The organism is Leptolyngbya sp. 7M (genome assembly GCF_018128485.1).
This window is the reverse complement of sequence record NZ_CP070897.1, coordinates 3,280,571-3,293,086: the sequence shown is the minus strand read 5'-3', so window position 1 is coordinate 3,293,086 and position 12,516 is coordinate 3,280,571. Positions and strand designations below refer to the sequence as shown.

The 12,516-nt window shown below is 48.8% G+C and carries 9 protein-coding genes and 1 pseudogene; 7 read left to right on the top strand and 3 right to left on the bottom strand.

Annotation, left to right across the window (positions count from 1 at the left end; genetic code table 11):
* Window positions 1-1,843: 1,843 nt before the first annotated feature.
* A pseudogene (locus JVX88_RS16310) lies at window positions 1,844-2,440 on the top strand (thiazole synthase); the annotation flags it as partial.
* A gap of 118 nt (window positions 2,441-2,558) precedes the next feature.
* Here JVX88_RS16310 and JVX88_RS16305 read toward each other — a convergent pair.
* Window positions 2,559-4,139 carry an NAD(P)H-quinone oxidoreductase subunit N gene (locus tag JVX88_RS16305; RefSeq protein WP_036000437.1) on the bottom strand — a complete coding sequence of 527 codons (1,581 nt, stop codon included), beginning with the start codon at window positions 4,137-4,139 and terminating at the stop codon, window positions 2,559-2,561.
* Window positions 4,140-4,560: 421 nt separating this feature from the next.
* Between JVX88_RS16305 and JVX88_RS16300 the strand changes: the two genes are divergently transcribed.
* Window positions 4,561-4,998 (top strand): toprim domain-containing protein, encoded by a 438-nt coding sequence (locus JVX88_RS16300; RefSeq protein ID WP_317134645.1) that lies wholly within the window; start codon window positions 4,561-4,563, stop codon window positions 4,996-4,998.
* A 64-nt stretch (window positions 4,999-5,062) separates the two neighbouring features.
* Here JVX88_RS16300 and JVX88_RS16295 read toward each other — a convergent pair whose 3' ends face one another.
* Window positions 5,063-5,734, bottom strand: coding sequence for a GAP family protein (locus tag JVX88_RS16295; RefSeq protein ID WP_211628330.1), 672 nt, complete (start codon window positions 5,732-5,734; stop codon window positions 5,063-5,065).
* A 353-nt stretch (window positions 5,735-6,087) separates the two neighbouring features.
* Window positions 6,088-6,960, bottom strand: coding sequence for a helix-turn-helix transcriptional regulator (locus JVX88_RS16290; RefSeq protein ID WP_211628329.1), 873 nt, complete (start codon window positions 6,958-6,960; stop codon window positions 6,088-6,090).
* On the opposite strand from JVX88_RS16290, the gene JVX88_RS16285 reads away from it, so the two are divergent.
* From JVX88_RS16285 to JVX88_RS16265, 5 genes are all read left to right on the top strand, one after another.
* A complete protein-coding gene (locus tag JVX88_RS16285) occupies window positions 6,949-8,043 on the top strand; it encodes a PQQ-binding-like beta-propeller repeat protein (protein ID WP_211628328.1) in 1,095 nt (364 codons plus the stop codon). The two genes, JVX88_RS16290 and JVX88_RS16285, sit on opposite strands and share 12 nt — an antisense overlap.
* An 806-nt stretch (window positions 8,044-8,849) precedes the next feature.
* Window positions 8,850-9,587 (top strand): peptidoglycan-binding domain-containing protein, encoded by a 738-nt coding sequence (locus tag JVX88_RS16280; RefSeq protein WP_211628327.1) that lies wholly within the window; start codon window positions 8,850-8,852, stop codon window positions 9,585-9,587.
* Between the two features lie 788 nt (window positions 9,588-10,375).
* A complete protein-coding gene (locus JVX88_RS16275) occupies window positions 10,376-11,146 on the top strand; it encodes a hypothetical protein (RefSeq protein WP_211628326.1) in 771 nt (256 codons plus the stop codon).
* 200 nt (window positions 11,147-11,346) lie between these two features.
* Window positions 11,347-11,868, top strand: a complete 522-nt coding sequence (locus JVX88_RS16270; RefSeq protein ID WP_211628325.1) for a type IV pilin-like G/H family protein — start codon at window positions 11,347-11,349, stop codon at window positions 11,866-11,868.
* 122 nt (window positions 11,869-11,990) lie between these two features.
* The gene (locus JVX88_RS16265; protein WP_211628324.1) at window positions 11,991-12,458 is read left to right on the top strand and encodes a rhodanese-like domain-containing protein; all 468 of its coding nucleotides are present in this window, start codon (window positions 11,991-11,993) and stop codon (window positions 12,456-12,458) included.
* Window positions 12,459-12,516 lie beyond the last annotated feature (58 nt).

Sequence of the window (12,516 nt, the reverse complement as noted above, 5' to 3'; positions counted from 1 at the left end):
GGAAGCGGAAGTACGTTAAAAACCTGATTAAAACCTTAGCAGCGCCCAGATAACCTACCGCGACTAACGTAACCGAAATCGATCTACAAAGCAAAGGCGAATCGTATCGGACTAAAGCCGTACCGGGCAACATCGCATCAGACACATCTACCTGAAAATGCGAACCAACTCAACTCATAAACCCACCACCGCACCTCCAGCTCTAGAATCATCAAACAATGGAACAAACTACATGAAATCGAATCAGAACAGCAGAAGCTCTCATCAGGATACAGATGCCACTGCGCTAAGTAAGCATTGCCCCTCTGGGTGAGCAGACGTCATACGTGAATCCACAACTACCAGATATACCTAAGACCCTTGCAAGTTCAAGCGAATGCACTGAACTTCATATACATTTTACATTGCGTCCCTGACTTAAATAGGAAGATCAGCAAATTCGTATTGCGGCAATCATGAATTTTTGACACCTTCGTTTATCCGTATTTTCACTTACAAGCTCAGTTATTTGACGGCGAGAGAAAAATTGTTAGCTTCAGGGTGAAAGCAGGTGGCCTGTGACGTAGAAATCTGGGTTTTGTTCCCAGTTGGTCGAGCGGCTTCGCACTTTGTATCACTTGTGAACAATTTGAGATGAAAAATTTCTATCGCAACGGCCGGTCGAAAAAATTGCCGTAACTTATGTTTAAAGTTTCCGTATGATTCCCTATTTTGTACCCAGGATTACAGAAGCCAAATAGGTTGACATTGAATGCTCGTTTTGGGTAGAACTCGTTTGAGTGGAAACAATCTCGGCTCGGGTGTAGCGGTTTTATGGTTTGGTCTGATTCGCGTTTCGAGTTTTTTCTTTTGGCTTGTGTGTTCTGTGCTCCGGTTACCGTAGACTCATTTGTCCTGTAGCTAGTTGCCTTGAGTGCCCTGGGCTATTGGTGGTGAAGGAGTTGTGGATACTGAGTTGGCATCGAGATTACGGCCATTAACTTACTCGCCTAATTTTGCACGGCCCAGTTTGTCTTTACCAGGCTTCGGCAGTGCTATTTTCGGTGATTGTGTTTGACCTACATGCTCTCTTCCACAAGATTTCATGAGGATCCGGAAAAGTTTGCCCTTTTTTCTGAAGATTTCGTGATTTTGTCAGCACGGGCAAACTATTGCCGCAGTGCATAAGTTGAGGTGGGTCAAGCTATAGAGCATCAGTTCCGATAGTTTCGATTAGTGATTGATAGCTAATACACCAACCTGAGGTTAGGAAGTTCTGCCTATATTGCGGTACTGTTAGGAGGAAAGATTGCATTTAGAACTAGGCCCGGATAAATTTGATATGGGTGCTGGTTGCCAATCTACATCACAATGATGTAGATGTATTGGATTAAAGACCTCAGCTATAGATTTTCAGTCATACGAGTCTTGAATTACCTTGAATTACTAAGGTATTACGCTGGATATTGCACCAGATCGGTGTGTGCAATTTGTCTTGTACGGTTAGTTTTGAGCTGTTAGTGATGAGCCACAGCCGTTTCTCAAGCTATCAGGGATGAGTGGGAGCAATCGTCTTTTTTCGACCTGCTGTGCAGCTTTTTGACACTTTTTGAGAATTAAGACTTTAAAAAAGGCTTTGGAAAAGAGTTTTGCAAAAGTACTTCGTGGAAAACGTTGGCAGAATTTTAGCAGGATGTTTTGAGGGGTGATGTTTGCGCAGGATTATGTGTAGTTTTGAGCCGCTGCACAAATCTTTGATCGGATTACTTGGACTACTTACTTGGACTACATTGATGGCAAAAGGCAGTTGGACTGGAGTGCAGAAGCAGTCAAGGTGAACGGATCGGGGTCAGTAGTCAGAGCATTCTGGATGTTGCCCAACACTGCCGGCTGCAAAACTGCTGAAGAAGCCGTGCGGGTGGCGCGCTTGGGACGGGAAATGGCAAAGCTGCTGGGGCAGGAAGACAATAATTTCGTCAAGCTAGAAGTGATTCCAGACGCCAAATACCTGCTGCCCGACCCGATTGGCACGCTAGAAGCAGCAGAGCAGTTGGTGAAGGAAGGTTTTGCGGTCTTGCCCTATATCAACGCCGATCCGCTGCTGGCCAAACGCCTAGAAGAGGCCGGATGCGCCACGGTGATGCCGTTAGGTTCGCCAATTGGCTCTGGGCAGGGCATCCGCAACACGGCAAATATCCAAATTATTATTGAAAACGCCCAGATTCCAGTTGTAGTTGATGCCGGCATTGGCACACCCAGCGAAGCGGCGCTGGCGATGGAAATGGGAGCTGATGCCTTATTGATCAATACCGCAATCGCTCAAGCTCAAGACCCGGCCATGATGGCCCAAGCGATGGGACTGGCCACCCTGGCCGGACGCATGGCTTACCTAGCCGGCAGAATCCCGATCAAAGACTACGCGAGCGCCAGTTCACCCCTGACTGGAACGATCACAAGCTAGGCGCGTGGGGTCATCTAGCGGGGTCGTCTAGGCGGCAAAATTGCTGCTCAAATTGCCAAAAAAGGCAGGTCTCTAAACCTGCCTCACGTTTATTGAAGTTTATGAATTATTGCCACAGCTAAGGGGTTAGCTCTGGAGCTGTTTGGACTGCTGCACTTTGCAGCGCCACAGGCCGGGCAGTGGGTACGGGCACGATCGCCGACTTCAGGAACTCGGTTTGCGCCACTGAGCCATTCGCGAGGGCAAACAGCGGATTCGAGAGGATGCCAGCAAAGGTAGTAGCCACCAGACAAATAATCAGCCCCACCTGCAAGGGACGCATGCCCGGTAACGTCCAGCGTACTTCCGGGTAGTTTTTCACCGCGTTTGACATTTCTTCTGGTTCCTTCACCACCATCATCTTGACGACGCGGATGTAGTAGTAAATCGATACAACGCTTGTCAGCAGTCCCACCAGCACTAGCGTGTAAGCGCCCGCTTGCCAACCAGCCCAGAATAGATAGATTTTGCCAAAGAAGCCTGCTAGGGGTGGAATGCCGCCCAAGGAAAGTAGACACAGGCTGAGACAGAGCGTCAGCAGCGGGTCTTTCTGGTACAAGCCGCTGTATTCACTGATCTCGTCGGTCCCAGTTCGGAGGGTAAACAGGATCACGCAGGCAAAACCGCCCAGGTTCATGAACAAATACACCATCAAATAGAACACCATGCTGGCATAGCCTGCCTCGGTGCCAATCACCAACCCGATCATCACAAAGCCTGCTTGCGCAATCGAGGAATAGGCCAACATCCGCTTCATGCTGGTCTGAGCCAGCGCCACCACATTGCCCAGCACCATACTCAGCAGGGCCAGTGCCGTCAGCACAAAGTGCCACTGCTCCGACACGGTGGGGAACGCCGTTACCAAGAGACGAATCGCCAGAGCGAAACCAGCGGCCTTAGAGCCGACGGATAAAAAGGCCACAACCGGGGTTGGCGAGCCTTCGTACACATCCGGCGTCCACTGGTGGAAGGGGACAGCGGCAATCTTGAAGGCAATTCCGGCGATTACGAACACCAGCGCAATCACCGCTCCGATGGATTGATCACCTGAGTTGCTGATAATGTCAGCAGTAATGCGGCTGAGGTGGGTTTCTCCGCCCGACAAGCCGTACAGCAAGGAAACACCGTAGAGGAAAATTGCTGAGCTTGCCGCTCCAATCAACAAGTACTTCAGGGCAGCCTCGTTGGAACGGGGATCGCGCTTCATATAGCCCGTCAGTAGGTAGGAGGAGATACTGAGGGTTTCCAGGGAGACGAAGATCATCACTAGCTCGTCTGAGCCTGATAGGAACATCCCGCCTAGCGTCGCGGTCATCAGAATCACCAAAAACTCTGCTAGTGACGTTCCCGACTGTTCGACATAGCGCACGGTGATGAGGGTGGTCACTGCCGCCGATAGAGCGATGATGCCGCGAAAAACAATACTAAGAGCGTCGCCATTAAACGCGCCCAAAAAGGAAATGGGGTTGCTATCCCACTGAAAGTAGAGGGCCACCACGGCGGCTAAAAGTCCAGCAATGGTGACATAGGGTGTCCAGCGAGCCGAAGCACGCCCTACAATCAGATCACCAACCAGAACCACCAGCAGGGTTACAATCACAACCCCTTCTGGCAGGATGGTTCCGGCATTCAACTGAGCAGCAAGATTGGCAAAATCCATAAGCGTTAGGCAGGTTGAGTGCAAGCAGATCGGAGATTCACGCTTAGAGTAGAGGAAGTGACGGTTGGCTCACCAATTGGTTACGAATTGTTTACAAATTGCCAAGCTCCTTCCAACCTCCCAGATCGTTAAAAATCCTTTATAGAGGATCATACCGTTTCCATTCCCTGAATCTGAGTTGAATTCTGACTACAATTCCAGGATCAATCTTTGGTTCTGCTGATATTAACTATAAGTAGGAGATAAAAAAGAAGGAGACTGATCAAAACTGATCAAAACTGTTTCTTTCCTCCACCCGATCCAGGGGCAAACCTCCGACCCACCGTTCGACCGATCACGGTCCACTTGCAGATCGAGCAAATCTCTCGTTAAGTTGGAGTTCGCCTTGTTAGCCATTCGAGTCCTAGAACGCGATTGACCCATGCCTAGCCTTGTTATTGTTGAATCTCCCACGAAAGCTCGCACCATCCGTAACTACCTGCCTGCTGGGTACCAGGTCGAGGCTTCGATGGGCCATGTCAGGGATTTGCCTCAATCTGCCAGTGAAATTCCAGCCAGTGTCAAAGCGGAAGAATGGGCCAAAATTGGCGTCAACATAGAGGAAGACTTTGAGCCGCTCTATGTGATTCCGCAAGATAAAAAGAAAGTCGTCAAGGCGCTGAAGGATGCCCTTAAGAACGCGGATGAACTGGTGCTGGCGACGGACGAAGACCGCGAGGGCGAGAGCATTAGCTGGCATCTGCTGCAAGTGCTTCAGCCCAAAGTGCCGATCAAACGCATGGTGTTTCACGAATGCCACCGTTCAATAAGTTCTTCGCCCTCAGTAGATTTTTCCATTTCCAAGCTTGTTTCTGCCTAAGTTCCTGGAATTCGGCTTCGATAATCGCAGATTGTTGAGCTGGTCAATGGATCATCCGCTTGCATTACAAGAAAAGTCCCGAAATTCCTTTCCAGAGAAAAAAGCTGCCAAAGATGAAGGAAACGATGATGGTAATCTGACTGTTATATCGCATCAGCCAATCCGAAGCAGACTGGAGCAGACTGGCGGACTGACGAGGGGTAACCGCATAGATCACCAGCGGCAGAATGATCAGCGCTTGTGCAATCAGGGTGTAGAGGAGGAACGTTTGAAACTCTTCGCTAGGGTTGAAGTCAGCACTACTAATAACTCCAATGGCCGAGAGGGTGAACACCCATAGCTTAGGTGCGATCAACGTGCTCAGGGCGCCCAATCCTAATAGAGAAAGGGCGGTGGCTCGATCGAAGCGGCTCATCCACTTGGGAGGAGGGGCATCAAGGTCATCCTCCTTCAGCAGTTTTTTGACCGCTGAGATCAGCAGTAAAATCCCCAGCACCGCTAGCAGTACCGAAACAATTACAGAGGGGCCGCTGCCTGCTTCACCCACCTCTGAGCTGCGGAAGATATGGCCAAAAATCAGGCCCTGTAACAGTCGCACGATGGTTGTCCCAGCGACAAATGCGGTTGCCTTCACTAAGCCATTGTCGCTCCGTAAAATCAGCAGAACGATGATGATCCAGGCGGGGGCCAAAGCCGTCCCCAAGATCATCGGTAAAAGATCCCAAAAAATGTTCATAATTGCTGTGCTTTGCTCAGAGTATCGATACAGTCAATTGACCAGTATGTTGACCAGCAGCAGGTCGGCCAGTGCCCCTTCTTCGTGGGTATGGCAATTCACTGCCAACCCAACCGGGCACGAAACCTACGGCATCCTAAATAGCAAAATGCATGTCAACAGGACGTAAAAGAGCATATGTGGTAATGCTGTAGGTAGATAGGATAAAATTCTCGCATAGATTGGTGTGAATATCTATTCAGATCTCTGTCGCCCACTAGACGCAGCCCAGAGAAATTAGTGTAGTTTTTGCTTGTGGCCTATTTATTGCAATCTATGCATAGGGGTGAGGACAGCCGAAGCTTAATGCTAGGTTAGATTTGGGAATTTATCGAATGAATGATTCCTAAATTACTTAGAGCTTTCATGGTTGCTGCCATTCTAGTTTGAACGCCGAACTTCTCATAGATGTGTTCAAAGTGTTTTTCAACCGTTTTCTCACGGCATCCGAGAATAGAAGCAATTTCTTTAGTGCTTTTGTCGTTAGCACCCCAAAATAGGACTTCAGCCTCCCGTTTCGTTAACCCAAGCATTTCCAATACTTTTGGTGAAAACCAGTTAGATGGCTGTTCTTCTAGCATCAGAACATATTGTTCTTGAGGGCGATCGCAGATCAGGCGCACGATTAAGCACTTCGTTTCTTGTGCAATTTGTAGGGGTGGATGGAGTTGCGTTACATCGTTGCGAGTGGACGAGATTTGATACTTGACCCAATGCTGTAACAGTTCAGGCAAGTGAAATCCCTGGGTCCATGAGTCTTGGAAATAGTGGGTCAGCATCGCCCAGGCTTTTTGCGTCATGGTCTGGACATTACCGTTGATCGATAGGGTAATCATCCCCAATTGCTCCTTCATGCGATGCAGTTGGGTTAGTTCTTGCTGCATTTGGCTGAAGACGCTAGCGTTTTTGTAAGCTTGGAGCAAATGGGGGCGCAGTAGATTCAGAACCAGACGATCGCGTTCAGAAAAATTCTGTTTGGGGCGATGCAGGGCAATCACAATATCTGTAACGGTATCTGTAGTATTTTGAAATGGAATCTCTGTCGATGCGATTGGCAATACTACAATCATCTGCTCTTCTGCATCAACTAGGCGTAAGAAGCCATGATACAAACCCTCTAACTGGTGCAATTCCGCTCTACTGAGGAAATCGGATATTTTGTGAGCACTGGCATCATGGGTTTCCACATAGTGTCTGGCCAGGGGATGTTCATAGAAATGGTGATAGGCAGTGCGACACCTGCTGCTTATGCGTGGCCGCAATTTCATGCCGATGGGGCCAACTCAGGCTTTGTTGCCCTCCGAACCTCTCCAGCGCGTCAACCAGCTTGGTCAATCGAAGTTGGGCCTGTACTCCACGCCTCTCCCGTGGTGGGTACGGATGGAACTGTGTATATCGGCAATATGAATGGCGAATTATCAGCATTCAATTCCAATGGCACTCTCCGCTGGAGGCGCACCCTGCCCCGACGAGGGGAACGGATCATGGCCTCTCCCTCCGTAGGCCAGGATGGGAACCTTTATGTAATTGGAACCTTTGCGGCCATCGTTCGAGATCATCGAGGTGGCAGAGGTGGGATTGAACGCCGAGTGCTGCAAAGTTACTTACACAGCTACGATGCGAGTGGTAATCTCCGCTGGACTCATACTTTCCCGGAAATCAACGGTCAAGGCGGTTTCACCAGTGCAGCTCCCAAGACATGGAGCGACGGTCAAACCCTCTACGTTTTTGTTCCAGTTCTTTATACCTACTCAAATCAAGCCAACCGCTATGTCGCTGTGGTTGACCAGTCAGGCACTGGAGTTGGGCGCTACTATCTCAGCGCCTCTGAGCGCTCGAATGCAGTAATTGGTGTTGGACCCGATATCAGGGGATTTTTTGCTGACGTCCTGGGCAAGATTTGGGATTGTGTGCGTCTATCCTGCATTGAGTTTGATGTCTCTGGACTGCCGCCCGTCCCTTTGCCGAAAAATGTAGGCTGGCCCCACCCCCCAGTTGCTATCCTGGATCGTCCTCCCCATGCCAATCAGCCTTTAATTATTGTGGATGATAACGAGCAGAATCTAGTTGCCTATCGTCGCAGTGGTTCCTGTCTGCAAGAAATCTGGCGGAAAACGGATAGGGAACCCAGAAATGCATCTGCACCCTCAGTATTACTGAACGGGTTACTGGCCGTAGGTTACAGCAATGGCTTCTTCAAGGTGTACGATCCGGCAACTGGTAATGAGGTAGCCAGACCGTGGCCCAGAGAGAGACCCTGCCTGAGATAGAAAATTCGGTTGAGCCTCAGTGATGCCAATCTAGGATTGGCAGAGTGTTTGTCCGAAGCTTCTTCTAGGTTTGTCAAAAGGGCTATGCCATTACGCATATTCAAGTCATATGTGAGATCGCTGACGCCGCTATTGATTCACTGCTTAAGGTTTCAGAATGGTCGGGCTGTGGTAAAGCTACGAAAAATTCTTGAATGGCTAGCTGGCACTGAAGTTGCATTTTGCCTACCTCAATTACTGGCTTTAGCTAAATTGCTCTATTGATTCACTTTGAATAAATGAACTGGTAAGGCGCAGTGAATTAGCGCAGCAATTTTGTTCGCATTCAGGTATCTATACAGCAATCTAAAGTAGAGCTAGCTGAGTTTAGGGATTGAAAATTTTCTGTTAGCTACTAGCTATTTTCCTGAAGAATTGCTCAGGGCGTGATTGGTAGTTTTACTTCACAGCAATTGTGTCGCTTCAATGATTGCAACTATTTCTCTCGCTAGATTTTTGGCTCCTAGATTTAGCGTAATTAGCAAGATTTGAAGCGAGTTAGACCACAAATGTTGATTTTTTTGATCTACTTCAGATTTAATCATGCTAAATTTGAAGCAGCAGAGAAAAATCAATCTTCTATTCTCTGTTTTTCCATAAAACTACTCACAACTGCTCTGATTTTCTAACTGAATTGGTCTGTCGGGTATAAAACACTTGGATTTTCAAGAGCAGAGTGTGAACTATCTAAACTGCATAGTTTGATCAGCGATCGATGAGCAGTTTCAATATGGAAACGTTACCCACTATTTGAGGAGAAGAAACCTATGGAATCACTTGCTTATCTCCAAGTGACTCAAGAACACGAAAATCTTGAGGATAAGGAGCTAACGCTTGAGGCTTTGAATGCAATTAGAATGTCGGGCAAGGTGACAGGAACGCTTTTGGGAGTTGCAGGGGCTGCCATTGCTGTAGGCGTGGCAACCGATGCTCCAGCTCAGGCTCATGGCTATAGCCATGACTATGGCTGCGGTGACTACTGTGGACCTACCTTCGTTGGTGGCGGCTACCTAGTGACGTCCTACCAGACCTACGACGTCTCCTTCAAGTCCTATAAGGACAATTGCTACGACCACTACTGCGGCGGCGGCTATCCTGTCAGCCACGGCTGCTACGACTACTGCGGCGTCAGCTATCCCAAGCACGACTCTTGCTACGACTACTGCAAGGATGACTATTATCCGGTTAGCTACGACTATGGCTATGGCCATGGCTATGGCGGCGGTTGTGGCGACTACTGCGGCGGAGGTTATCCAGTTAGTTACGGCTATGACTATGGCTATGGCGGCGGCTATGGCGGCTGCGATGACTACTGCGGCGTTTCCTACGGCTACAGCACCTACGACATTCAGGTCGCGCTGAACTACGCTGGTTTCCACGTGGCGGTTGATGGTGTCTTCGGTCCGGAAACTCAAGGTGCCGTTGTTGCCTTCCAACACGCCGTAGGGCTGGTACCTGATGGCATTGTAGGCCCAGCCACTGCCAGCGCTTTAGGACTCTACTAGGGGTAGTAATCGAGTCATCTAGGCTGGTATTTCAACAGATCGTTCTCAATTTGTCAAGTCTAAACTGAAAAACTGGCTGTGGGGGTGGCATTGCTCTCACAGCTTTATCCGATCCAGGAAATAGAGCGAATTTATGAACTAGTTATTTCAATTGCTTTGATTGAGGCTTTGATCTTCGCATCTACCTGGCTCAATAGTGAGGTAAGGCTTATACCAATTACATGTGAAGCTGCATAGAATTTACCCCACCGCCTACGGCACCTCCCCTTACCAAGGGGAGGTTGGGAGGGGTCTGATAATAAGCCGCTTCACAAAAAATTGGTATTAGCTCTAATCAATTGTTTTGGTTAGAGGTGAGTTGATAGCTTTACCTCATTTTCCTGTACTTATTTTCTGAACTCGATTCCTAAGGTTTAAGCAATTTCTGCTATTTCAAAGTTTTCTGGTATCAACTATTCAGAATCATCTGGATAGAAGCTGCAATTTACTAAATTTAATTGATCAGGATCACGATTTGAAAATTCTATATCTAGCAGCTTTCCGAGGAAAAAATTTCAGCAGGCTCTACCTGTGGGGTGTGTTCCAGGCTGTAATTCCTGGAAACACAGTTGAGGAGGTGGAAAGTTCTCTTTGTCTGACCTGGAGGGTTACTATTTTTTCTGTAACGGTGCAATAATAAGTCTGAGAACTGTTTTTTAAACAAAAACTTTGGCTCTCTAGCTCAATTATTGGAATAGATTGCATCAATTCAACTTACCCTTGCTCGCATTTTGAGGAGAGAAACCGATATGGAGACGTTGGCCTATCTTCAGTTAGCTCAAAATTACGAAGATTTCGAGTCATCAAGCTCAAACTTTGAGGTGAAGGATATAAAACTCTCTGGAAAAGCAGCGGCTAGCGTCGTTGGAATTACAGGCGCGGTTTTAGTGGGTGGGATATTAGCTGCCGACCCGGCCTCCGCTACTGGTTCTTCCTCGGTTTCCTCTAACTGCTGTATTCCAGTCGTGGTGCGCCCTGTGTCCTCCGTTTGTTGTCAACCGGTTGTTTCTCGCCCGATTGTGGTGCGTCCAGTCGTAGTGCGGCCGATTGTGGTGCGTCCGGTCGTCGTGAAACCAGTAGTGTCGTCCTCAATTTGCTGTCGCCCGATCTCCCGCCCGATTCATCCTCCTTCAAACTGCCACCCATCCTGTTCTGGTCCGCAATCCGATTCTGCCGTCAGTTCCGATTCCGACTACTACAGCCAAGACTACTCGGACTACTACAGCCAAGATTACTCCGATCACTACAGTCAGGGTTACTCGAACCACTACGGCAACGATTACTCCAACTACTACAGCTACAGCTATGGGCAAGACTATTCTCAGAATCCGTGCAACTGCTCTGCTGAATCCTCTGGTCATGCTGGTGTTGGTCAAGTTTCCTACTATCCAACTAACGACGCAAATCATTTAGGGCCTATGGGTGAAGTAGTAGTGTTGCCGCAACAGGCGCACTTTAATGCAGGTATTGCACCGAGTGCGCGCAGTGACTTCGCCAAATCCGTCCGGTCGATCCGGTGACGCTGGAACCCACCACTGCTACAACAGCGTTTCAAGCTGTGAGAGAGTTGCTAAATCGCTTGGATGCATTCCTGTATGTGCTGCTAGAACGCCCTTAGAAAAAAATTCTCCCCTGGTGATATGAAACGAAACCAAGATGGGCAAGTTATACCCAGGAGTTAGAAATCAGTATCCCGCAACTCAAGGAGACATTTCCACCTATGAAATCCGAACTAAAAGCCAAGTTTCTGCAGCATCTGCTCAGCAAGAAAAAAGACAACGAAGGTTTTACTCTGATTGAGCTGCTGGTCGTTATCATCATTATCGGTATTCTGGCTGCGATTGCGCTGCCCTCTTTCCTCAACCAAGCCAACAAAGCCCGTCAGTCTGAAGCAACCACCTATGTGGGTTCGATGAATCGGGGTCAGCAAGCTTACTTCCTGGAAAAAGGCCAGTTCGCCACCACCACCGAGCAGCTTGAGTTGGGTATTCCCAAAAACACCGAATTTTATGACTACAAAGTAGGTACCGTGACCACTGGCGCGAACGCTTCTGCTGAAGCAATCGGTGATCCTAACGCTACCAAAGGTAATACCCTTAAAGGTGTTTCTGGTCGGGTGTTTACCGCTAAGGATTCTGCTGGTAACTCTACAACCATCGCAGTACTTTGTGTCAATCCCAAAGGTGATGGTAACTATCCTGCTGTCGCTGGTGTTACTTCTGTAACCAACTGCCCCAAATAGATTTGGGCCTGCAACGGCAATACCTAAATTTACTTCCATTGAGGCTACCAGATCAGCAACAGGCATCTGGTAGTCTTTTGCTTTGGTAGGGTGATTTTGAGTGAGTTTTAGGAGCAGCAAGGATGGGATTACTCCAAATCATGAGCTGGACCGCAGTTAAAACCCTGATCTCGGCTCGGTTTCCCCAAGTGCAGCAGATCTCGATTTCTGAATTGGCCAACTGGTTACAGCAATCACCCCAGCCGCTCCTTCTCGATACCCGAACCCCAGAAGAGTACGGCATCAGCCACTTACCCAACGCAATTCTAGCTCCGGAGAACCTGGAGGAATTGCCCAACCGGGGATGGTCGCAGGACACGCCGATTGTCACCTACTGTTCGGTGGGCTATCGCTCGGCCAAAGCGGCAAACCAATTGCAGCAGATGGGCTACCGTCAGGTATGGAATCTGGACGGCTCGATCTTTGCTTGGGCGAATGCGGGCTATCCGGTGTATCGCGATGGAAAAGTCGTACAGCAGGTGCATCCTTACAACGCCCGCTGGGGAACGCTGCTGAAGCCGGAATTACACTGCATGAGTTGCGGTAGTTAATTGCGTTACTCGATACACTCAGGACGATCGATTCTGCGCTAGGGTACTGGCGGAGGCG

Excerpts from the sequence above, each read along its gene's own strand:
- JVX88_RS16265 (WP_211628324.1), top strand. The coding sequence starts at position 11,991 with ATGGGATTACTCCAAATCATGAGCTGGACCGCAGTTAAAACCCTGATC.
- JVX88_RS16270 (WP_211628325.1), top strand. The coding sequence starts at position 11,347 with ATGAAATCCGAACTAAAAGCCAAGTTTCTGCAGCATCTGCTCAGCAAG.
- JVX88_RS16295 (WP_211628330.1), bottom strand. The coding sequence starts at position 5,734 with ATGAACATTTTTTGGGATCTTTTACCGATGATCTTGGGGACGGCTTTG.
- JVX88_RS16280 (WP_211628327.1), top strand. The coding sequence starts at position 8,850 with ATGGAATCACTTGCTTATCTCCAAGTGACTCAAGAACACGAAAATCTT.
- JVX88_RS16305 (WP_036000437.1), bottom strand. The coding sequence starts at position 4,139 with ATGGATTTTGCCAATCTTGCTGCTCAGTTGAATGCCGGAACCATCCTG.
- JVX88_RS16300 (WP_317134645.1), top strand. The coding sequence starts at position 4,561 with ATGCCTAGCCTTGTTATTGTTGAATCTCCCACGAAAGCTCGCACCATC.
- JVX88_RS16275 (WP_211628326.1), top strand. The coding sequence starts at position 10,376 with ATGGAGACGTTGGCCTATCTTCAGTTAGCTCAAAATTACGAAGATTTC.
- JVX88_RS16285 (WP_211628328.1), top strand. The coding sequence starts at position 6,949 with ATGGGTTTCCACATAGTGTCTGGCCAGGGGATGTTCATAGAAATGGTG.